This is a genomic window from Bradyrhizobium sp. GW821-FHT13H06 (assembly GCF_058803975.1).
Window position 1 is genome coordinate 64,745 of the sequence record NZ_JBXAPN010000011.1, and the last position, 21,544, is coordinate 86,288.

The 21,544-nt window shown below is 63.4% G+C and carries 16 protein-coding genes; 9 read left to right on the plus strand and 7 right to left on the minus strand.

All coding sequences use genetic code 11. From position 1 onward, the window contains the following. Nucleotides 1–38: 38 nt before the first annotated feature. Nucleotides 39–512, minus strand: coding sequence for a MaoC family dehydratase (locus AC1RQP_RS33240; protein WP_239629419.1), 474 nt, complete (start codon nt 510–512; stop codon nt 39–41). Nucleotides 513–1,326: 814 nt separating this feature from the next. Here AC1RQP_RS33240 and AC1RQP_RS33245 point away from each other — a divergent pair. Continuing rightward, nucleotides 1,327–1,620, plus strand: coding sequence for an antibiotic biosynthesis monooxygenase (locus AC1RQP_RS33245; RefSeq protein WP_239627767.1), 294 nt, complete (start codon nt 1,327–1,329; stop codon nt 1,618–1,620). A gap of 129 nt (nt 1,621–1,749) precedes the next feature. On the opposite strand, the gene AC1RQP_RS33250 is transcribed toward AC1RQP_RS33245, so the two are convergent. Together AC1RQP_RS33250 and AC1RQP_RS33255 are read right to left on the minus strand one after the other, a co-directional pair. Continuing rightward, on the minus strand, nt 1,750–2,796 hold the full coding sequence (locus AC1RQP_RS33250) for a transglycosylase (protein ID WP_492941265.1): 1,047 nt from the start codon (nt 2,794–2,796) through the stop codon (nt 1,750–1,752). A 276-nt stretch (nt 2,797–3,072) separates the two neighbouring features. Then, nucleotides 3,073–3,507 (minus strand): hypothetical protein, encoded by a 435-nt coding sequence (locus tag AC1RQP_RS33255; protein WP_239627763.1) that lies wholly within the window; start codon nt 3,505–3,507, stop codon nt 3,073–3,075. Nucleotides 3,508–3,723: 216 nt separating this feature from the next. Between AC1RQP_RS33255 and AC1RQP_RS33260 the strand changes: the two genes are divergently transcribed. After that, complete coding sequence (locus AC1RQP_RS33260) at nt 3,724–5,028, plus strand: adenylate/guanylate cyclase domain-containing protein (protein WP_492941267.1); 1,305 nt, start codon at nt 3,724–3,726, stop codon at nt 5,026–5,028. A 186-nt stretch (nt 5,029–5,214) separates the two neighbouring features. Here AC1RQP_RS33260 and AC1RQP_RS33265 read toward each other — a convergent pair whose 3' ends face one another. Then, nucleotides 5,215–6,801, minus strand: coding sequence for a hypothetical protein (locus AC1RQP_RS33265; RefSeq protein WP_492941269.1), 1,587 nt, complete (start codon nt 6,799–6,801; stop codon nt 5,215–5,217). 945 nt (nt 6,802–7,746) lie between these two features. Beyond that, nucleotides 7,747–9,768, minus strand: a complete 2,022-nt coding sequence (locus AC1RQP_RS33270) for a YgiQ family radical SAM protein (protein ID WP_492941271.1) — start codon at nt 9,766–9,768, stop codon at nt 7,747–7,749. A 273-nt stretch (nt 9,769–10,041) separates the two neighbouring features. Here AC1RQP_RS33270 and AC1RQP_RS33275 point away from each other — a divergent pair, with 273 nt between their 5' ends. Beyond that, the gene (locus AC1RQP_RS33275; RefSeq protein WP_454643047.1) at nt 10,042–10,206 is read left to right on the plus strand and encodes a hypothetical protein; all 165 of its coding nucleotides are present in this window, start codon (nt 10,042–10,044) and stop codon (nt 10,204–10,206) included. Nucleotides 10,207–10,212: 6 nt separating this feature from the next. Here the strand turns inward: AC1RQP_RS33275 and AC1RQP_RS33280 are convergent, their stop codons facing one another. Both AC1RQP_RS33280 and AC1RQP_RS33285 read right to left on the minus strand, forming a co-directional pair. Beyond that, nucleotides 10,213–10,878, minus strand: a complete 666-nt coding sequence (locus AC1RQP_RS33280; RefSeq protein WP_492941273.1) for a GntR family transcriptional regulator — start codon at nt 10,876–10,878, stop codon at nt 10,213–10,215. Nucleotides 10,879–10,885: 7 nt separating this feature from the next. Beyond that, entirely contained in the window at nt 10,886–12,298 is a 1,413-nt protein-coding gene (locus AC1RQP_RS33285; protein WP_492941275.1) for an FAD-binding oxidoreductase, read from the minus strand. 166 nt (nt 12,299–12,464) lie between these two features. Between AC1RQP_RS33285 and AC1RQP_RS33290 the strand changes: the two genes are divergently transcribed. The 6 genes from AC1RQP_RS33290 to serA all read left to right on the plus strand — a co-directional run bounded on the left by AC1RQP_RS33290 (nt 12,465) and on the right by serA (nt 21,376). Beyond that, nucleotides 12,465–13,349, plus strand: coding sequence for a dihydrodipicolinate synthase family protein (locus tag AC1RQP_RS33290; RefSeq protein WP_492941277.1), 885 nt, complete (start codon nt 12,465–12,467; stop codon nt 13,347–13,349). 212 nt (nt 13,350–13,561) lie between these two features. Beyond that, entirely contained in the window at nt 13,562–15,889 is a 2,328-nt protein-coding gene (locus tag AC1RQP_RS33295; RefSeq protein ID WP_492941279.1) for a TonB-dependent siderophore receptor, read from the plus strand. Nucleotides 15,890–15,891: 2 nt separating this feature from the next. Further along, nucleotides 15,892–17,076, plus strand: coding sequence for a PepSY-associated TM helix domain-containing protein (locus AC1RQP_RS33300; RefSeq protein WP_492941281.1), 1,185 nt, complete (start codon nt 15,892–15,894; stop codon nt 17,074–17,076). Between the two features lie 142 nt (nt 17,077–17,218). Further along, nucleotides 17,219–18,508 (plus strand): DUF1963 domain-containing protein, encoded by a 1,290-nt coding sequence (locus tag AC1RQP_RS33305; protein ID WP_492941283.1) that lies wholly within the window; start codon nt 17,219–17,221, stop codon nt 18,506–18,508. Nucleotides 18,509–18,615: 107 nt separating this feature from the next. Then, the gene (locus AC1RQP_RS33310) at nt 18,616–19,848 is read left to right on the plus strand and encodes a rhodanese-like domain-containing protein (RefSeq protein ID WP_492941285.1); all 1,233 of its coding nucleotides are present in this window, start codon (nt 18,616–18,618) and stop codon (nt 19,846–19,848) included. A 277-nt stretch (nt 19,849–20,125) separates the two neighbouring features. Then, nucleotides 20,126–21,376, plus strand: a complete 1,251-nt coding sequence (serA, locus tag AC1RQP_RS33315; protein WP_492941287.1) for a phosphoglycerate dehydrogenase — start codon at nt 20,126–20,128, stop codon at nt 21,374–21,376. The last annotated feature ends 168 nt before the right edge of the window (nt 21,377–21,544 follow it).

A 21,544-nucleotide genomic window follows, 5' to 3' on the forward strand; every position in this document is an offset into this window, starting at 1 on the left:
GTGCCGCCGATGTCTCTTATGGGGTCAGAAGCAGACGATCAAAGAGGTTGCGGCTCATTTTGATCGAGCAGCGCCAGGGTGATCCAGTGTGCCTCGATGGCAGGTCTGACCGCGCCTTCAACCTCAATGATGGTATCCCATGCAGATTGGATCGATACCGCGCGCTCTGTCAGTGCTATCAGTCGAAACTTTCCTCGCACCCGAGCTCCAGACTTAACCGGGCTGAGGAAGCGGACCCGCTCGAACCCGTAATTCATACCTATCCGCGTCCCCTCGACCGCGGGCATCGCATCGAAGGCGAGAGTTGAAAGAAGCGATAGCGTAAGAAAACCGTGCGCAATCGTGCCTCCAAATGGCGTCTCCTTCTCGGCGCGTTGCCGGTCTGTGTGAACAAACTGATGATCATGTGTTGCATCGGCGAACGTATCGATCATCGATTGGTCAACCGTCTGCCAGCTAGATATCAGCTCCCGCCCGTCAAGAAGCTGACGATATGAGGCTCGTGGAATCAGCTTTCCTCGCAAAGAGTCTGGGCTAATGGTTCGTTCGACGTCGTTCACTTGGGGCTCCGATCCATGATAGGGCTCTCGCTCAAGCGAAATGTCTAAGACAGTTGGCAAGCTGGGGGTATAGTGAACTTAGCCAACGCATTGATCCTGGTCGGGGCAGGCTCCCGGCGATGCTCTTGACCGGCTTGCCCCCGTCGTCGCCACTGCATCAAACGCTCTCGCGGTCACTCCAGGTCATACCATGGCTGCTTTCGCGGATCGGACGATGGTGCCGCGGGACCGGTCGGGAAACTGCCTTGGAAGCCCGACTTCCATGAGCATAGCGAACCGGGATAGGAGAGCACTTTGAGCGCGGTGCGGGCGAGGCAAGGGCTGGTGCGGTTATCTCGCAGACGTTGCTGGGCTGCCAGCTGAGCCGGCGATCAGAACGCGATCCCCTGCAGCGGGTCGAACAGGCGAGGAACATTGTGCGCGGGGGAGATGCGGTGTGCGCTCGAGGATGTCGATACGAAGTGGCGGAGGGGCGCGTCCCATCCCACGTCTTGCAATGGTGCCATCATGCGCCTGTTTTGCCCGACGCAGCAACGGATTTCTGCCCGACGGGTCAATCGTCTCAGCAATCCCGCTAAGCCATTGATCCCGCTAGGGGCGGCTACTGTGCCATGGGGTTTTTGCGTTTTTGTTTGAGCAGCCGATTTGTCACGGTGACGCCGCCGCGCGCGGGGACGACAATCCGTCGGGGCGACCCGCGTGGACTTTTCGTCCTGACCTTGCGTGGCGCCCATTTTCATCCATCCATTTTTTCAGGAGGCCCACCATGCAGGTTTACAATGTGGTGAAGTTCAAGGTGAAGCCCGGCGCGGAAGCCGCCTTCCTCGACGCGCACCGAGACGGGAAGGCCAGATGGCCGGGCCTGGAGCATGGCGTCATCATCAAGACCGGCGAACAGAGCTTTTGCCTCATCGGCACCTGGTCCAGCCAGGAGGCGATGGTCGCGGCGCGCGCCGCGATGATCAAGACGCTCGACAGTTTCAGGTCCGTGCTCGAGGACCAGGGCAACGGCCGTGGCGTCACGGATGCCGTGTCGGGAGAGGTGGTGCTGGCGCTGTAGGCGGGCGAGCGGCCCCGCGATGGCGAAACCCATCATGCCTCGCCACAGGCGGAGGGTTGATGGGTTCGCTGGCGCTCTACCGATCTACGAGCCAAAGGCAAAGCAGGCGTGGCGCTGCCGAGGACGGAATCATGGGTTTGCCGCCGCAGCGGCAGTCGCCACATATTTCGTGTAGAATTCGGCGACCCGGCCGCGCCACATGCCGACGAACGCCTCTGACGTCACGTTGTCGACCGATTTCCAGGTGCGCTTGAAGGCTGGAAGTGCATTGCCCCAAATCGCGCGCTTGCACCACCTCTCACCCTTCTCCCTGCCTTCGCTGGTGGCGCACATTGATTTCCATGCGAGGCGCGCGGGCTTGCTGATGTGCTCGGCGGCGCCTTCCCAGCCCTGCTGATGGATCAGGTAGAGGTCGCTCATATCAGGCTTGCGGTGCGTGATCCATTGGAACAGGACGCCTTCGGTGATGACCTTGTAGGCGGCCGCAACGGCGTTATCCCGCGGACTGCGAATCTCGCCGAAGCCGAACTTCCCGAACTCGTAATGGCTCAGCTGAAACAGCCCGATATACGAGCCGGTGCGTTGATTGGGGTTGAAACCGGATTCGATCTTGGCAACCGCCATCATGAAATTGAAATCGAGACCAAACGCGTCGGCAGCGCGCTTGATCTCCTCAGTCGGCGTCCCCAGCGGAATGTCCTTGAACGCACGCAAGACGATCTCCGCCGGTTTCTCGGCGGGCGGCAATTCGGACCAGACGTAGTAGACCAGATGACGGAAATCCTGCGTCGACGCCGCTTTCGGAGCACCGTTGGTCGCATCGCGTTCCGGCGGCAGCGAGTGGACGACATCCTGTCCCAACGACGCCAATTTCGGCGCGGCGGGTTCATCGACAATCTCGGCTTCGGTACGTAGCGGCCCGGAACCGGCCGACGTCGCCGCGCCGAGCTCTGCTCTTTCCGCCCGAAGAGCTGCCGCGAGTCTGGCGGATGCGTCTGCGTACGCGGCCGGCGTCACCAGGTTCGCAGGAGCCGCCATGCGCGCCGCAGCCGGTATGCTCGCTGTCGCTTCCGACATGAGATCCGGCATAGTCGCGGCCGGTCTTTTGGCGGCGGTCAGAAAGAGTCCCACGGATGCGAGAACAACCACGATGCAGCTGGTCTGCCAGGCCTTCATTGCCCGAAGTCCACGGATGGCTTCTGTACGAAGGCTGTTCGCATGGTCCTGCGGCCTGTGGGGTGAGTACTCTTCGTAGAATCTTAAGGTTTAAATGTGGTGAACGAGAGCTTTTTGCCTCGCAACCCGATGTGTCCCCTTTGGGGCGCGTGCGGGCTCCTGGCGGAAGACGCTCATGGGGTCGGTCATAGGTCAAAGGCCGCCTTGTCCCGCTCACATGCTCTGTTCAGGTCATCTACGGAAAGCGGACGTTGCGGCGCTTCGGGCTGGCGACAGTCAAGGGCCAATAACGGACTGAGCATCCGTTCGCAGGCGACGGTGCGTCAGCCAATAGTCGATTTGCCAATCCTCGTAGCCAAGTAGTTCGCCGAAGCGCCGTTCGCGGCCATCGGACCAGGCTTCAGGTTCCTTCAGGAGTGCAAGCATGGCATCAACCCGCCACTCGTGGCCCGGCAAGCTGTAGAACAGCATCCGATATTCGAGCTGCGGCAGGTCAGGGCACGGTTCAATTACTTCGCGCCTTATCAGGCGACCTAGATCAACATGCCTATCGAACATCCGCCAATACCGAACGCAGACGTCTGGCTCACGACCGACGATGTCCATAAAGTAAGCAAGGGGCTTTGCACCCCTCAGCATGAGGCCGAGTTCTCTGTTGGTGTGGACCAAATAGGGAAGCTGACGAAGCCATTCGGGGTGCATGTCCAGCATCTTGACTGCACAACATTAATTTCCGCTAAGGGTCAAGATGCGAAGAACTCAACCTGAGCAAATCTGGTTCGCAATGCCTCACTGAGCGGACCTCAATGGGCTGCGCCGCTACTTCGCTGATGGGCCAACAGGGGACATTGAGCCGTTCCCGACAATCTAAGCTGCTGCTATAATTCCGGTCGGCCAGAAAGTCCCGGCAAGCGTGGGGGGTCGTCAATGCAGCCAGACACCCGATACGCCAAGAGCGGCGACGTTCACATCGCCTATCAGGTGTTCGGCGAGGGCGCGCTCAACGTTGTCTTCGCTCCACCGGCCTTTACTAACGTCGAGCACTGGTGGGACGAACCGGAGGTGAGCCGTTGGCTGCTGCGCTTGGCGAGTTACGCCCGGGTGGTGATGTTCGACAAGCGCGGTACGGGCTTGTCGGATCGGGTCGCTGATTCCCTGGGCCTAGACCAGCGAATGGACGACCTGCGGGCGGTCATGGACGCCACCGGCATAGAACAGGCGGCGCTTCTCGGCATTTCTGAAGGCGGCACGATGTCGGCGCTGTTCGCCGCGACCTATCCCAGTCGCTGCCGCGCGCTGGTGCTCTGCAACGCCTATCCGGCATCGAGATTTGCTCAGTCGACGCTGGAGCAAGCTCTCGACTATATCGAGCGCGACTGGGGCAGCGGCGGCAGCGTGGCAATGTATGCGCCCTCCCGCATGACCGACTCGGCGTTCAAACGCTGGTGGGGCAAGAACGAGCGGGTATCCAATAGCCCCGCTGGCGTTGCCGCGTACGCGCGCATGAACCATCTGATTGACATAAGCGACATCATCCCGACGATCCGGGTCCCGACCCTCGTCATCAACCGGACGGAAGACAGGGTCGTCAGCGTCGAGGGCGGCCGGTTTCTCGCCAAGCAAATTCCAGGCTCGCGCCATCTTGAATTCCCTGGGGTCGACCACCTTCCCTTCGTCGGCGACAATGCCGGCGATATCGCCGATGCGATAGAGGAGTTCCTGACCGGCTCGCGTCCGCCCGTTGCGGTCGACCGCGTGCTTGCCACGGTGCTCTTCACCGACATCGTCGGCTCGACCGAGAAAGCCGCCGCACTCGGAGACCATCGCTGGCGCGACCTCCTAGAGATTCATCACACTGCGATACGGCGCACCCTTTCACGTTTCCGCGGCCACGAAATCAAGACGATCGGCGATGGCGTTCTCGCTACTTTCGACGGTCCCGCACGCGCCGTGCGCTGCGCTTGCGCCATCGCCGAAGAAATCAGGCCGTTGGGCATTGAAGTCCGTGCCGGGCTTCACACCGGCGAGTGCGAAGTGATCGGCAATGATATCGGCGGCATTGCCGTTCACATCGGAGCGCGCGTGGCGGCGCTCGCCGGCGCGAGCGAGGTGTTGGTATCGAGCACGGTCAGGGACCTAGTGGCGGGTTCCGGCTTGCGTTTTGGTGATCGCGGCAATCATTCGCTCAAGGGTATCCCGGGAGATTGGCGCATCTTTGCAGTCGAACGGTGAATGCGCCGCTCTAACCAATTCTGGATTGACACTCCTCGGCTTTTTTCTCTCTCGCCAAATGTCTCTTGTGGGTCAAAAGCGGCCCTGAGCCGGCATCGCCGTAAAGGTCAGCTACGGGCCCACTAGCAGACTTGAGCCGAAGTCACCTCAAGGTTCCGCTAACCGTTCATGAAACGCATCTCGTTTTCAGGTGAACAAGAAGTCGTTTGCTGTGAGCGAACCTCCGAAGTTGTGGAGATTCACTTGATCCGCTCCTGCGGTTATGAGGGTGTCAGTTCCCGATTGGGCGATGACAAGATCGTTGAATGACTGCACGCCTGCCACATTGCTGAACTCAATCTGATCATGTTGGCTTTGGCTAAAGTCTTCGATGGTGTTCTGGGTCCCGACTGTCATCGGGCCCTCGTCCTTGAACACGAACAGATCTTTGCCGCCACGAGCGCCGCCAAGCAATAACCCGTCGCCCCACATGACGTTGCTGACCGTCCCGCCCGGCGCTGCGGCTCCGGCGGACAAGGTATCGTCGCCGCCCCTGGCGGAGCCGGACAGGGATTGTGCGTCACCGAAAAGAATGTTGCTCGTCGAGCCGATGCCGGAGTTGCTGCCGCCCGTGAAGATGTCGTTGCCGCCCTTGGCGGACCCAGACATGGATTGTGCGTCACCGAAAAGAATGTTGCTCCTCGAGCCTGTGCCGGAGCTGTTGCCGCCCGTGAAGGTGTCGTTGCCGCCCTGAGCATGACCGGACATTTTGCCGCCCGCATCACCGTAGAAAGTGTTGGTGGCGTCGTTACCTCCGCTGAAAATGTCGTTGCCGCCCTGAGCATGACCGGACATGTTGCCGCCCGCATCACCATAGAAAGTGTGAGAGGTGAAAACGCCGCCCTCGAAGGTGTCGTTGCCGCCCTGGGCATGGCCGGACATGTTACCGCCCGCATCGCCATAGAAAGTGTTGGTAGCCTCGCTGGAGCCCGTGAAGGCATCGTCGCCGCCCTGGGCACGGTCGGAAATGTCGCCGCCCGCATCACCATAGAAAGTGTTGGAGGCGGGGGCAGGAAGGAAGCTGCCCGTAAAGATATCGTCGCCGCCCTGAGCGTGGCCGGTCATGTCGCCGCCCGCGTCGCCATAGAAAATGTTGAAGGTGAAGGAGCCGCCCGTGAAAGTGTCGTTGCCGCCCTGAGCACGGCCGGACATGTTGCCTCCCGCATCACCGTAGAAAATATTGGAGGGGGAGAAGGAGAAGGAGCCGCCCGTGAAGGTGTCGTTGCCGCCCCGAGCATGGCCGGACATGTCGCCGCCCGCATCGCCATAGAAAGTGTTGGGGGGGCCTCCACTGCCGCCCGTGAAGGTGTCGTTGCCGCCCTGAGCATGGCCGGACATGTTGCCGCCCGCATCACCGTAGAAAGTATTGGTAGCGGTGTTAGCTCCGCTGAAAATGTCGTTGCCGCCCCTACTGTGACCGAACATATCGCCGCCCACGTCACCGTAAGCGGTGTTGCTCAGGGAGGCGAACGTGAAGGTATCGTCGCCGCCCCTGGAAAAGTCGAACATGCTGCCGGCCGCGTCACCGTAGAAAGTGTAGTGAATGGGGGCGTCCTCCGTAAACGCGGGCCCCGTAAAGGTGTCGTTGCCGCCCCTGGAAAAATCGAACATGCTGCCGCCAGCATCTCCGATCAAAATAGTTCTGTTTGGATCACCTGCGAGGATGTCATCAGTGCCCCGTTGATGGTCGGTTAGATCCCCAAGGGTAAATGGAACGCGCTTAAACTTAAACATGGCGAGCTCCTCGCAATTCGAATTACACGCCAAAAAAACATCATACTCTCAAATCGCAGCGGGATTATTGATAAGGATCAACTCGCGAGGGCACCAAACCCGGTCGGCCGCCAAGCGAACATGGCCTGACTGATTGGAATCAGGGGCTCTGTCCAGCGCTTTCTGAGATAGCGAAGTGGGTGACATCTCGTGAAGAATTCATGGATGGTTCCGGCGGGGAAGCTTGGAGTTTCCGTTGGTCTGTTAAGGGTCAAAATCCGAAGAACTAAGGTTTAGCAAATCTGATCCGCTCTGCCGCGATGAGCGGACCTCCGCCAGACCCCACACAACTTCGTAGATGGGTCACCAGCGGCGAGCACCTTAAGCGCCGTGCAGCTAGGGCAAAGCCAGCAGCGGGTATCGCAGGCTTTTGCTGGACTGCAAGGTGATCATGCGATCAGGAGCGCCATCCCCTGCAGTGCGTCGATCCGCGGAGCGGATTGCGCGCGTGACGCGGTCGTGATCTCGACGACGCTGGCACTGAGCAACGGAAGGGGCGTCCTGACCCGGTCCTTCCGATGCTGCCATTCTGCTCCTGATTTGCCCGACGGCGCAGTGTATTCGTAAAATCAGCAATGCGTAACGGTCGTTCGACGAGATCGCGCTCGATCGGGCAGGGCGTGGCGACGACCAGGTGCGGTTAGCCCTCGATCGCCCACGTTCCGCGATGGTGGCATCATACGCCTGTTTTGCCCGACGATCAAGCAAATTTCGTAAAAACGGAAATTGACCGTTTCCCGGGGGAGATCCTGCCTCGATTTGCGCTCGGCGACCGCGCCGATCTCATCGCGCCCGCAAGCCGTTGATCTTGCTGCCCCCGGCTACTGTGCATGGGGTTGTTTTCGAACTTTTGTTTTGGAAGGTGCGAAAGCGCCGCCGAACCGGGCCAAACCCGGCTCTCGCGCGCTACTTCATCACCCGCAGGCCCTTGGTCGTGAACCGCTGCGTCTTGCCGCCGGGACGGACCGGTCGCCGCGTGCCGGCGGCCTTGCCGGTGCCGGGCGGCTGGTGCGCGGGGACGAGCTGGTGCGGCTGCGAGCCGATCAGGTCGCGGCGGCCCATCTCGATCAAGGCCTCGCGCAGCACCGGCCAGTTGTCGGGGTCGTGATAGCGCAGGAAGGCCTTGTGCAGGCGGCGCTGGCGCAGGCCCTTGATCGCCTCGACCTTGTCGCTGCCGCCGTGGCGCACGCCGCGCAACGGATTGACGCCGGTGTGGTACATCGCGGTTGCGGTCGCCATCGGCGAGGGCAGGAAGGTCTGCACCTGGTCGGCGCGGTAGCGGTTCTTCTTCAGCCACAGCGCGAGGTTCATCATGTCCTCGTCGGTCGTGCCCGGATGCGCCGCGATGAAATAGGGGATCAGGTAATATTTCTTGCCGGCCTGCTCGGCCGCTTCGTCGAACATCCGCTTGAACTTGTTGTAAGCGCCGATGCCCGGCTTCATCATCTTGTCGAGCGGGCCGCGCTCGGTATGCTCTGGCGCGATCTTCAGATAGCCGCCGACATGATGCGTGACGAGCTCCTTGATGTATTCCGGGCTTTCGACCGCGAGGTCGTAGCGCACGCCGGAGGCGACCATCACCTTCTTGATGCCCTTGGTCTCGCGCACCTTGCGATAGAGCCGGATCAGGTCGTCATGCGAGGTGTTGAGGTTGGGGCAGATCTCGGGGAAGACGCAGGACGGCCGCCGGCACGCGGCCTCGACCTTCGGGTCCTTACAGGCCATCCGGTACATGTTGGCGGTGGGGCCGCCGATGTCGGAGATGACGCCGGTGAAGCCGGGCGTCCGGTCGCGGATCTGCTCGATCTCGCGCAGGATCGAGCCCTCCGAGCGGTTCTGGATGATGCGGCCCTCGTGCTCGGTGATCGAGCAGAAGGTGCAGCCGCCGAAACAGCCGCGCATGATCGTCACCGAGAACCTGATCATCTCCCAGGCGGGGATTCGCGCATCGCCATAGGACGGATGCGGGGCGCGCGCGTAAGGCAGATCGTAGACCGCATCCATCTCCTCGGTGGTGAGCGGGATCGGCGGCGGGTTGAGCCAGAGATCGCGGTCGCCATGGCGCTGCACTAGCGGCCGCGCATTGCCGGGATTGCTCTCCCGGTGCAGCACGCGCGAGGCGCGCGCATAGGCCTCGCGGTCCTGCTCGACCTGCTCCAGCGCCGGCAGGCGGATCACGGTCGGCCCGCGTTGACGCGATGCGCCTTCGTCGGCGGAATCGAGATCGTCGGCGTGCAGCTCCGTGTAGTCAGCAGGGACCTTGCGGAACAGCGCGACGCCCCTGATGTCGTCGAGCTCGCGTGGTGCTTCGCCGGTGGCGAGCCGCTGTGCGACTTCGACCACGGCGCGCTCGGCATTGCCGTAGAGCAGGAGATCGGCCTTGGCGTCGGCCAGCACCGAGCGGCGCACCTTGTCGGACCAGTAGTCGTAATGCGCGATCCGGCGCAGCGACGCCTCGATGCCGCCGAGCACGATCGAAACGTCCTTGAACGCCTCGCGGCAGCGCTGGGCGTAAACGATGGTGCAGCGGTCCGGCCGCCTGCCGCCTTCGCCGCCGGCCGTATAGGCGTCGTCGCTGCGGATGCGGCGGTCCGCGGTGTAGCGGTTCACCATGGAGTCCATGTTGCCGCCGGTGACGCCGAAGAACACCTTTGGCTTGCCGAGCGCCTTGAACGGTTCGGCCGAGTGCCAGTCCGGCTGGGCGATGATGCCGACCCGGAAGCCTTGCGCCTCCAGCAGCCGGCCGATGATCGCCATGCCGAAGCTCGGATGGTCGACATAGGCGTCCCCGGTCACCAGCACGATGTCGCAGGCGTCCCAGCCGAGCGCATCCATCTCGGCGCGGCTCATCGGCAGGAACGGCGCCGGCTTGCGCGGTTGCGCCCGGGCCATCAGCGGCTTTTCGGCGGTGATCATCTGAGTGTCCATGGCGCCTACGCATAGGACTCCGGGCGGGCGAATTCAACCGATCGGTGTGCCGCCACCGCCGATTGTGATGCCGTGCGGGGACCGTGATCCATGGTTCTGGCGTCGCGATGTGGTGACCGGAGGTTCCATCCTCGTAACGGCGCCGATCGAATCTCGGCCATAGGAACCAACCGCGCCCGCGAACATTCTGTTGAGGGTTCGGCGCGGGCCCGGGTTGGGCGCGTCTGGATCATTCTGGCGTCCGCTGACGTCGCCTCTGGCGATGGGGGAGTTGTGAGCACGGTCATAGAGAACTTGCTGTTGCGGAAGCAGAAGCTCGTGGAACAGCTGGAGAAGGCGCCATCGGTCGAGGACCGCGATAGAATCGAGCACCAGCTCGAGCAGATCAACACCGCGCTGGATTTTCTGGACAGGCCGGAAGCGAAGGAAGGGCGGTAGACGCGCTCAATCCACTTTAAGCGCTTTTGCGTAGACGATTCCCGAATTGGTGATGTGCGTCGTCATCAGGCCGTCGAAGGCGGCGAACTCGCCGCGTGTGAAGAAATCGAGCAGCTTGCGATGCTCGTCGAAGGACGTGCGGGTACGCACGTCGATCGGCGAGGTCAGATTGGTGCGGAGCGCGGCGACGCGGCCGGAGACGAGCTGATAGGATTCGGCGAGGTAGCGGTTGCCGCAATGGGCGAACAAGGCTTCGTGAAAGGCGGCGTCGGCGCGGCCATAGGCGATATTGTCCTTCGCCGCGACCGCCGGCTCCATCGCCGCGATCGCCGCGCTCATGGCCGCAATCGCACCGTCGCGATCGTGGCGGAAGGCGAGCTCGGCCGCCCTGGGCTCCAGCGCGATGCGGAAGGTGCAGAGCGCATTGATGTCCTCGGCGCTCGGCGTGAACACGAAGCTGCCGACCTGTGGCCGGATCACCACCAGGCCTTGCGCCTGCAACTGGCCCATGGCCTCGCGCACCGGCGTGCGGCTGACGCCGAAGGAATTGGCCACCATCTCCTCGGAGATGGCTGCGCCCAGCGCGAACTCGCCGTCGATGATCGCCTGGCGCAGCCGCAGCATCACGCGCTGCGACAGCGATTTCGGCGTATCGAGCTTGAGTGATCGCATGGCGCGCTCAGATCACCTTGCCGGGATTGAGCAATTGTTCGGGATCGAGCGCAGCCTTCAGCGTCCGCATCAGCGCGATCTCGGCATCGCTCCTGGCATGGCCCAGCCACTGCTTCTTCAGCGTACCGATGCCGTGCTCGGCGGAGACGCTGCCGCCCATCTCGCGGACGAGACCGTAGATGATGGCGTCCATCGCGTCCTTCGGCTGCTGCGCGACCGAGAGGCCGGCGACCCAGGAGACGAGATGCAGATTGCCGTCGCCGATATGGCCGTAATAGACGCTCTCGCAGCCCTTGATGCCGGAAGCGAGTGCGGCCTTGCAGCGCGTGACGAACTCGTCCATCCGCGCCACCGCAAGGCCGATGTCGTAGGAGATGTGCGGCCCCAGCACCTGGCCGAACTCGGCGCAGATGTCGCGCACGCGCCAGAAGGCCTGCGTCTGCGCCAGCGACTGCGCCACGGCGGCGTCGGCGAGCAGCCCACGTTCCATCAGCTCTTCGAGCCAGTTCTGGAAACGCGGTGCGTCCAGGCTCTCATCGGTGCCCTGCGCCTCCACCAGCACGTAAAGGCCGTGACCTGGCGCGACCGGCGGCTTTACCCCGGCGCGATTCGTGATCACGTCCCAATAATCCGGCCACATCACCTCGAACGCCGACAGCAGCGGGCCGAGTCCGCTGCGCGCCGCATCCAGCAGCGCGACCACCGCGGCATAGTCCTTCAGTGCACAGAGCGCCGCCATCGTCGAGCGCGGCTTCGGAAACAGCCTGAGCACCACGCGGGTGATGATGCCGAGCGTGCCTTCCGAGCCGATGAACAGATGCTTCAGGTCGTAGCCGGCATTGTTCTTCATCAGCTTGTTGAGGCTGGTGATGATGGTGCCGTCGGGCAGCACGACCTCCAGGCCAAGCACCAGCTCGCGCGTCATGCCGTAGCGGATCACGCGGTTGCCGCCGGCATTGGTCGAGAGATTGCCGCCGATGGCGCAGGAGCCGCGCGAGCCGAGGTCGAGCGGAAAGAGGAAGCCGGCTTCGTCGGCAGCCTTCTGGATCGTCTCCAGCGGCGTGCCCGCCTTCACCGTCATCGTCGCGGAGGCGCGATCGATCTCCTCGATGCCGGTCATGCGCTCCAGCGAGATCGCCACCCAGCCGGCTTCGGGCGCGGCGCCGCGGCACAGCCCGGTCAGTCCGCCCTGCGGCACGAAGGGAAGCCGCGCCTGCCGGCAGGTCGCAATCGCATCGGCCACGCCTTTCGCATCGAGCGGCCGGATCACCGCGAGCGGCGCTTGCGGCAGGCTCGCGCTCCAGTCGTTGCAATTGCGGGCGGGCACCTCGCTGCCGGTCAGCACCGCAGCCGCGCCGAGCCTGTCGCGCAACGCGCCGAGCAGCTGGTCGGGCCGTCCGGCGGGGGTCACCATGTCCATGCGAGACCTCCTCAATATTTCGCTGCGCCCCGGGGCGCCGGGGATTTGCATCGTTCTTGTATGTAAGGTACAAGGTGAAAAGTAAAGTAAAAACAGGATCCCGGTAAGCGCGGAAGATCATTGGAGATCAGCGGCTTAGTTTGGGGCGGCAGCAAAGGGCGGTGTCATGACGGAGGCAATTCGCGGGTTCTGGGTGGCGTCGGCGACGCCGCTGGCGGCCGACGGCAGCGTGGATCACGCTCGGCTCGCCGCCCACGCCAAGCAACTCTTCAGCAAGGGCGTCGACGGCGTCGTCCTGTTCGGCACCACGGGCGAGGGCACCTCGTTCAATGTCGGCGAACGCGTCGCGACGATCGAAGCCATGCTCAAGGCCGGCGTCGCGCCGGAGCGCATCGGAATCGGCGGCGGCTTTCCCGCCATCACCGACAGCATTGCATTGACGCGCGCCGTGCTCGGCCTCGGCCTGCGCCACGTGCTGCTGCTGCCGCCCTATTTCGACCGCAGCGTCACGCCCGAAGGCATCGAGGGTGCCTTCGCCGCGATCATCGATGGCGTCGCCGACGATCGGCTGCGCGCCTCGCTCTATCACATCCCGCAGGTGTCGGGCGTCGCGATCCCGACGACGGTCGCCGCGAACTTGCGCAAGCGCTACGGCAAGCAGGTTGCCGGCCTGAAAGACTCCAGCGGCGACTTCAAGCAGTTCCAGGCATTCCGCGCGGCCGCGCCCGAGCTCGCCATCACCGTCGGCAACGAGCCCGACATCGCCCGCGCGATCGCCGCGGGCGGCGCCGGCACCATTTGCGGCATGGCCAACATCGCACCGGAGCTGGTCAAGGGCATGATTGACGGCAAGGATGTCGAAGAGCGCATGCAGGCAGCGGCAGATGCCGTGGTGAAGACGCCGTCCCTGGTCGTGACCTTGAAGGCTATCCTCGCGGCGCAGACGGGCGATGCAGGCTGGCTGCGCGTGCGCCCCCCGCTCCGCGCGTTGTCCGACGGCACCGCGCTCAAGCGGAAGCTCGACGCGTTGGTGGCGCCTGCGATGGCGTGAGCCCGCGCAAGATCGCGACGCGCCGCCGCGAATTCGCGTGCTGCGTGCCGTGCTCGGCGAGACGGCCATTAGAGATTGCCGTTCAGCGCCGATCCTTTCTTAGAACCATTCAATACTAGAGCGATTCAAGTCCGCTTACGGTTCCGCTCGAGCTCCGTGCCTGTTAGACGCGCCAGCTTCAATGCTGCGTCTGACTTGGAAGTGAATCGAACGTGCGTGCTTATCTGGATGGCCAATGCGCCAGCGGCCATCGTCATCGCGCCGGCAAGCGCCACGCCGGTCTTCTCATCACAGCGGCTGTGCTGCTCGCCGAATGCCCCTCCAACATGACGACCGCCCAGGCGCAATCGGCGCTGCCGCCGGTGACGGTGGAGGCCTCAACACCGCGGTCGAAGCCGGACCGCGCATCCGGGCAGCCGTCGCGCCGCACGCAAACGACAGCTCGCCGCCAGCCCAATCGCAATTCCGCACCTGCGGTGCCGACGCTCTCGGAGCGCGCGGCCGCGGATGCCGCCGCGCAACAGGCCGCAAAGCTGGGCTATCGCGCGATGCCGAGTTCGACCACGCTGCGCAGCGGCGCATCGCCGCTTGATACCTCGCAGACCGTCAACGTCGTGCCCGCGCAGGTGCTGAAGGACCAGCTGCCGCGCAACATCGACGATGCGCTGGTCAACATCAGCGGGGTCACGCAGACCAACACGCTCGCCGGCACTCAGGACGCCGTGATCCGCCGCGGCTTCGGCGACAATCGCGACGGCTCGATCATGCGCAACGGCATGCCGCTGGTGCAGGGCCGCAGCCTCAATGCCGCGGTCGAAAGCGTCGAGGTGCTGAAAGGGCCGGCCTCGCTGCTCTACGGCATCATGGATCCCGGCGGCATCGTCAACACCATCAGCAAGCGTCCGGAGCTCTATCAGCACGGTTCGGTCACGCTGCTCGGTTCGACCTATGCGAACAACCGCAGCGGCGCCGACGGCACGCTCGACATCACCGGTCCGATCGGCGACGGCGGTCTTGCCTATCGCTTCATCGGCTATGGCGTCAGCGAGGATTATTGGCGCAATTTCGGCCGCCACCGCGAAATGCTGGTGAACCCGTCGCTGGCCTGGTACGGCGAGACAACGACGGTGCAGCTCACTTATGAGCACCGCGAATTCATCTATCCGTTCGACCGCGGCACGGCCTTCGTCAAAGGCGCTCCGCTGGCGATCCCGAAGACGCGCCGGCTCGACGAGCCCTTCAACAACATGTGGGGCACGTCCGACCTGGTGCAGGCTTCCGTCGAGCAGAAGCTCGACGACAACTGGAAGGTCACGGCGGCCTACAGCTACAACACCGAGACTTTCAGCGCGAACCAGCTTCGTATCACCAGCGTCAACGCCACGACCGGCGTCGAGACCCGCAGCAACGACGGTACGCGCAACTCGCTGAGCAACGCCAGCTACGGCACCTCCTATCTGCAAGGCGACGTCTGGGTGGGCGGTTTCCGCAACGAGATCCTGTTCGGCGGCGAGGCGCTGTATCGTACGATCGATCGCCACGATTTGATTCGCCAGGCGACGCCGAGCTTCAATTTCTATAACCCCGTCTACGGACTGGTCGTGCCGGGCACGACCGTTTCGGCAACCGACAGCGAGCAGACCGACAAGCTCGGCACCCGCAGCTTCTTCGCCCAGGACACGTTCCACCTGACCAACTGGCTGTCCGTGGTCGGCGGTGTTCGCTGGATGGAATATGAGCAACTCGCGGGAAAAGGGCGGCCCCTCTTCGTCACCGCCACCAATCTGGCGGGCGACAAGGTTCTGCCGCTCGGCGGCGTCATCTTCAAACTCAACGACCAGCTCTCTTACTACGTGAGCTATACGCAGTCGCTCAAGCCGACATCGGTCATCCCGCCGTTCACCGCCGGCTTCGTCGTCGATTCCACCATTGCGCCCGAAGAGGGAACGCAGTGGGAGACCGGTCTGAAATTCGACGTCAACAAGCGGCTGTCGGGCACTCTGGCGGTCTACGACATCGAGAAGAAGAACGTGCTGGTGCTGGACGACATCGGCGGCGGCAAGTCGGCGGCGCGCACGTCCGGTGCGGCCAGGTCTCGCGGCGTCGAACTGGACGTGACCGGCAGGCTGACCGACGAATGGAGCATGATCGGAAGTTACGGCTATACCGACGCACGCCTGATCAACGACCCCGTTGTCGGCAATGCCAAGCTGTTCAATGTTCCAATGAACACGGCTTCGCTCTATCTCGTCTACGATTTCGGCGACAGGCTCCCCGGACGCCTGCGGCTGGGCGGCGGCGCGCATTATGTAGGCGATCGGGCGGGCGACTCTGCCAACACGTTCTTCATGCCGGCCTATACCGTGGCGGACATTTTTGCGACGTACGACACGAAGATCGACAATCTGCCCGTGACGTATCAGTTCAACGTCAAGAATCTGTTCGACAAGCTCTACTATACATCCAGCACCGGGAATGCCTTGAACGTCGCCATCGGCGATGCGCGGCGGTTCTCGCTGTCGGCAACGGTGAAGTTCTAGCGATGACGGTGCGGATCGGGCATACGGTCAAGGCCGTCCTGTTCCAGGTCCATTCCATCGCGGGCCTCGTCCTCGCGCTGCTGCTCGCCTTGATCGCGCTGACTGGCGCGATCATGAGTTTCGAGGACGAGATCGTCGACCATCTCAACGCCGGGATCATGCAGGTCGCGCCGCGTCAGACACCGGCGCTGATGCCGGATGCGCTGATCGCCCGCCTGAAAGCGGCTGAGGAGGTCGGCAAGGTCTCGGCCGTCACGCTGTCGAGCGATCCGGCGGCGGCGGTCCATGTCCGCTTCGCGCGCGACGACCAGGGCAGCCGGCCGGGCTCGCTCTATGTCGACCCCTATGACGCGCGCGTGCTGGGCTCGCCCCGCGGCGAGGCGTTCTTCGCGACGGTGCGCAAGCTGCACCGTTGGCTGCTGATCCCAGGCGACGCCAAGGGCTGGGGGCGTCCGATCACCGGCACCATTGCGCTCGGTCTGATCGTCATGCTGATTTCGGGCCTCGTGCTGCGCTGGCCGCGGCGCGCGAGCAGCGTGAAGACGTGGCTGAAGCCGAATCTCGCGCTGAGCGGCCGCGGACTGCACCGGTCGCTGCATGCGGTGATCGGCACCTGGGTGTTTCCGGTCTATCTGGCGATGACGCTCACCGGGCTGTGGTTCTCTTTCGAATGGTACAAGGACGGCGTGACCTGGCTGTTGGCACGTCCTCACGTCACCGCAGCGAAGATGCCCGCAAAGTCGCCGCGGGCGGTCGACCGTTCCGGGACCGCGCAACCGATCGGATTCGATCAGGCATGGACGACGTTCCAGCGCGAGGAAGGCGGCCGCTTCTCCAGGGCCCTGCTGACGCTGCCGGCCGGCGCGGCCACAGTCATACGGATACGGTCGTGGAGGAAGGATAGGACCCTCGAAACCACACGCGATGAATTTCGCATTGACGCGGTCACCGGGCAGATGGTCTCCGCTGAGCGCTATGACGACAAGACATTCGGCGAGAAGATCATCGCGGCCATCTACGACATCCATCGCGGCGCGATCCTGGGATGGCCGGGCAAGCTCGCCTTCATGATTGCCGCGGTCCTCATGCCCCTGTTCTCGGTTACGGGAATCCTGCTCTATCTCTCGCGCCGCAAGCTGCGGCGCCCGGCGCAGCTGCCGGTCGGGCGGCTCGTTCCCGGCGAGTGAGCGGACTTGTCCCGCCGTCCAGCGGCCCCGAACAGCCCGTCGCACGGCACAGTGACCCCCGAGTTTCGCAGAGAACGCGGAAGCACTTGTCTGCGGTTCCGCGAGATGGCATCGATGCACGCGAAGGTCGCGGGAGGGCTTGATGGCACGGTCGGAACGAGACGAGATTGAGGAAACGGCGCTGCCCGCGGTGCTCGTCCGACGTAGCGATCTGCCCGTGCCCCTTGCCCATCCTGCGCGGAGCTTCTTCGGCGGTCTTCCCAAGCTGCCTCCGCAATTCGAATGGCCGACGGGGCAAGTCAGAGCAAACGAAACTCTTGAAACGGTTGGGCTGACCTTCGTGGCTCAGATTGATCTGGCCGAGATGCCTGGTTCGGGTTGGTCGCCGCTTCCGGATCGAGGAACGCTCTACTTCTTCTGCAGCTCGGTATTCGTCGGCGAAGGGCGTCCACCTTGCCGTGTACTCTATAGCCCCACCGACGGCAGTGCCTATCCTGACCGTGCTCCGCCGCCAAATCTGATGCCGCTGGCAGGCGCCCACGGCGATGCCCAGGTCAAGTGGCTCGATCCGGCGCTCGATTTTCATTCCAAGGTCGAGTTCAAGTACCCGCTTTCGTTCCGGCTGTTCCGCGACTTTTATTTCCACTCCGACACCGTCGGAGGTGAGCTCATGATCAAGGAATTGTGCAAGGCACTCGGTCCGGGGCAGCCGCCGGAGGACGATCTGCTTCAATTTCGAGGTTCGGCCGGATACGAGAAGGATGAGGATTGGCCCTTCAACTGGCTCTTGATCACCTATGTGGTTCGGTCGGTATTGTCGCACGTCCAACGCGACCTGAGGGGTGGATATCATGACAAGCCGTACACCGACGATGTAACTGCGGAATTGAAGCGCCTTCGTGCCGGTGCGATCGGCTGGCTTGAGCGGTGTCGGGCGCTGACGCCGATGGATGGTGTCGATCCGGACACAAAAGCGGCCTTCAGGTTCTGGTGGTTCGACGTCGTGCGAGCCTACGAGAAGCTGGACGGGCAGGTGCGCACATATACGAGCGAACTCCCGGCGGACCTGGGTAATGCCATCAACCACACGATTCGTTGCATGGCCACTCAACATGCTGATGCCTGCGATGATGCCCCTCTCAGCCATGTTGCGAATCTCGCGCGGCAGAATCATTGGAAGACGCCGACTGTGGAGGATGGCCGGCGGCGCCGCTTCAGCACGGCGCTTCACCAGATGCTGGGATATGGCAGCGGCCCGCAGGATGCGACCGAGGTGCATCTTGAGGACATGTTATTGCTCCAGATACAAGGCGATCCTGCGTTCTTCAATTGGCACTCCGACGTCGGCGGTGTGCTGCATTTTTGGATTGATCGGGATGCTCTCGACCGGCGTGACTTTTCGCAAGTCGTCGCCACATACGAATGCGACTGATCTGACGTTAGTGCGGAGACCTCGCGATTGTCCTGTTCTCCGATATAGCTAGCCAACTCCGTCGCAATGGTTCAAAAGCTCCTGGCCCTGTTCCCAAGGTCCTCGCCATGAAGCTTCCCACCGTTACGCCCGCCGACATCCGCCGCGCGCTGCTGCTGCGCGAGGAGATCGCATTGCTTGACCTCAGATACGAGGCCGCCTTCGCGACCGGACATCCGCTGTTCGCCGCCAATATGGCCGTGGATCGGATTGCAGTCGAGGCCGAGGTCAGGCTGCCGCGCAAGGATGTGGCGATCGTGCTCTATGATGGCGGTGATGGGCTGGTCGGGCCCGGCGCCGAACGTCTCGCCGCGCTCGGCTACACCAACATCAGCGCGCTCGAGGGCGGGCTGACGGCTTGGCGCGCGGCGGGCTTTGAGGTGTTCGAGGACGTCAATTCCTACTCGAAGGCGTTCGGCGAACTGGTCGAGTCGCGACGCCATACGCCCTCGCTCAGCGCCGACGAGGTGGCCAAACTCATCGCCGACAAGGCCAACATCGCCATCCTCGACGTCCGCCGTTTCGACGAATATGCGACCATGAACATTCCGGGCTCGGTCAGCGTGCCCGGCGCGGAGCTGGTGTTGCGGGCAGGGCAAGCCGCACCCGATCCCGAGACGACGATCATCGTCAACTGCGCCGGCCGCACCCGCTCGATCATCGGCACCCAGTCACTGATCAATGCCGGCGTGCCCAACAGGGTGCGCGCGCTGCGCAACGGCACCATCGGCTGGACGCTGGCGCGGCATCAGCTCGATCACGGCGCTGACAGGCGCGGCACAATCGGCCCGTTCGAGGGCGGACCGGCCAATGCCCGCGATGCCGCCTACCGCGCAGGTGTTCGCCATATCGGTGCGAACGAGATGTCGGCGCTTGCCGCGCAGACCCATCGTACGCTCTATCGCTTCGACGTGCGCGACGCTGAGGAATATGCGGCCGGCCATCTCCCCGGTTTCCGGCATTATCCCGGCGGCCAGCTCGTCCAGGAGACCGACATGGCCGCGCCCGTGCGCGGCGCACGCATTCTCCTGACCGACGACAAGCGCGTTCGTGCCGACATGACGGCGTCCTGGCTGGCGCAGATGGGCTGGGAAGTCTATGTGCTCGAGGGCGGCTATGACGGTGCGCTCGAGGTCGGCCCGCCGCAGATCCTGCCGAAGCCGGATCCGGCACACCGCTACCGCCGGCCCTATGAAGGCACTGATGTGGCCGAAGCTGCGATGCAGGCCTATCTCGACTGGGAATACGGCCTCGTCGAGCAGCTCCGCCGCGACAGCACGCATGGGTTCTACGTGATCTGATGGCGACGACGGGCGCGAACCCGTCTCCGTCCCCCTGAGGTGTCAGCTCCTTTAGTGGTACTTGAAGGGCGACGGCCCGGCTGCCAGCTCGGCCGTGGATCCTTCGAGGCTCCGCCCCGCGGTGCTTTCGCACCACAGGGCTCAGCCTCACATGGCGGAGTTGCCGACGCAGGCGTGACGGGCTCCCGCCATCTTCTTCCCCTATGCAAGCCCTATTGTGCCGTGCGCCGTCCGCGGTCTAAGAGCTGCGGCAAAAGCTGTGACTTACGGAGATTCCATGCCAGCCTCAGCCCCAAGCCAAAGCCCTGAGCGAAGCGCCAAGGCGCTGCTGCTCGAAGGCGTCAATGACAGCGCCGTGGACCTGTTCAGGAGCGCGGGTTTCGCCAACGTCGAGCGGCTGACCAAGGCGCTGGACGGTGAGGATCTGCGGCGGGCGATCAAGGGCGTATCGCTGCTCGGCATCCGCTCGCGGACCCAGATCACCGATGAGGTGCTCGCGGCATCGGACCAGCTTCTCGCCGTCGGCTGCTTCAGCGTCGGCACCAACCAGGTCGATCTCCTGGCTGCGCGCAAGCGTGGTGTTCCCGTGTTCAATGCCCCGTTCTCCAATACGCGCAGCGTCGCCGAACTCGTGATTGGCGAGATCGTGATGCTGCTGCGGCGGATCTTTCCGCGCTCGGTGTCGGCCCATCAGGGAGGCTGGGACAAGTCGGCGACCGGCAGCCGCGAGGTGCGCGGCCGCACGCTGGGCATCGTCGGCTACGGCAATATCGGCTCGCAGCTCTCGACGCTGGCCGAAGCCATAGGCATGCGCGTGATCTACTTCGACCGCACCGACAAGCTTCGTCACGGCAATACCGAGCCCGTTGAGAAGCTGAGTGAGCTTCTGGCGCAGAGCGACGTCGTCAGTCTGCACGTGCCCGAGACGCCGGAAACGGCCGGCATGATCGGCGAGAAAGAGCTGCGGACAATGAAGCCCGGCTCGTTCCTGATCAACAACAGCCGCGGCACCGTGGTTGACCTCGATGCACTTGCCGCCGCATTGCGAGAGGGGCATCTCGCCGGCGCGGCCATTGACGTGTTTCCGGTCGAGCCCTCCTCCAACGCGGATCGCTTCAAGAGCCCGGTCCAGGGCCTGGAGAACGTCATCCTCACCCCGCATATCGGCGGTTCGACCGAAGAGGCCCAGGAGCGCATCGGCGGCGAGGTCGCTCGCAAGCTGGTCGACTATTTCATCACCGGCTCGACCATGGGCGCCGTGAACTTCCCCGAAGTGCAGTTGCATCTTCGCCCCTCCGGCGCTCGCTTCAGCCATGTCCATCGCAACGTGCCGGGCATGCTGCGGCGGCTGAACGAGGTCTTCCTCCAGCGCGACATCAACATCGCCGCGCAATATCTGGAGACCGCCGGCGACCTCGGCTATGTCGTGCTCGATGCCGATCTCGGCGGCCAGGACTCCGGCGAGTTGCTTCAGCAGATCCGCGCCCTCGACGGCACCGTCGGCGCCCGGCTGGTGTTCGAGCACTAAAGCGTTTTCGAGCGAAGTGGATATAAAGAAAACGCGTCAACCAGAATCTAGAGCTATTTCCGTTCCGATCGCATCGGAACGGAAATTGCTCTAGACTACCCACGTTCCGGTTGCAACTTGTAGCAACTGCTCCCACACTGTCGTCGAATTCGGCCCGGTCAAAATCGC

Coding starts and splice junctions, on each gene's coding strand:
- AC1RQP_RS33245 (WP_239627767.1), top strand. CDS start 1,327: ATGCAGGTTTACAATGTGGTGAAGTTCAAGGTGAAGCCCGGCGCGGAA.
- AC1RQP_RS33250 (WP_492941265.1), bottom strand. CDS start 2,796: ATGAAGGCCTGGCAGACCAGCTGCATCGTGGTTGTTCTCGCATCCGTG.
- AC1RQP_RS33255 (WP_239627763.1), bottom strand. CDS start 3,507: ATGCTGGACATGCACCCCGAATGGCTTCGTCAGCTTCCCTATTTGGTC.
- AC1RQP_RS33260 (WP_492941267.1), top strand. CDS start 3,724: ATGCAGCCAGACACCCGATACGCCAAGAGCGGCGACGTTCACATCGCC.
- AC1RQP_RS33265 (WP_492941269.1), bottom strand. CDS start 6,801: ATGTTTAAGTTTAAGCGCGTTCCATTTACCCTTGGGGATCTAACCGAC.
- AC1RQP_RS33270 (WP_492941271.1), bottom strand. CDS start 9,768: ATGGACACTCAGATGATCACCGCCGAAAAGCCGCTGATGGCCCGGGCG.
- AC1RQP_RS33280 (WP_492941273.1), bottom strand. CDS start 10,878: ATGCGATCACTCAAGCTCGATACGCCGAAATCGCTGTCGCAGCGCGTG.
- AC1RQP_RS33285 (WP_492941275.1), bottom strand. CDS start 12,298: ATGGACATGGTGACCCCCGCCGGACGGCCCGACCAGCTGCTCGGCGCG.
- AC1RQP_RS33290 (WP_492941277.1), top strand. CDS start 12,465: ATGACGGAGGCAATTCGCGGGTTCTGGGTGGCGTCGGCGACGCCGCTG.
- AC1RQP_RS33300 (WP_492941281.1), top strand. CDS start 15,892: ATGACGGTGCGGATCGGGCATACGGTCAAGGCCGTCCTGTTCCAGGTC.
- AC1RQP_RS33305 (WP_492941283.1), top strand. CDS start 17,219: ATGGCACGGTCGGAACGAGACGAGATTGAGGAAACGGCGCTGCCCGCG.
- AC1RQP_RS33310 (WP_492941285.1), top strand. CDS start 18,616: ATGAAGCTTCCCACCGTTACGCCCGCCGACATCCGCCGCGCGCTGCTG.
- serA (WP_492941287.1), top strand. CDS start 20,126: ATGCCAGCCTCAGCCCCAAGCCAAAGCCCTGAGCGAAGCGCCAAGGCG.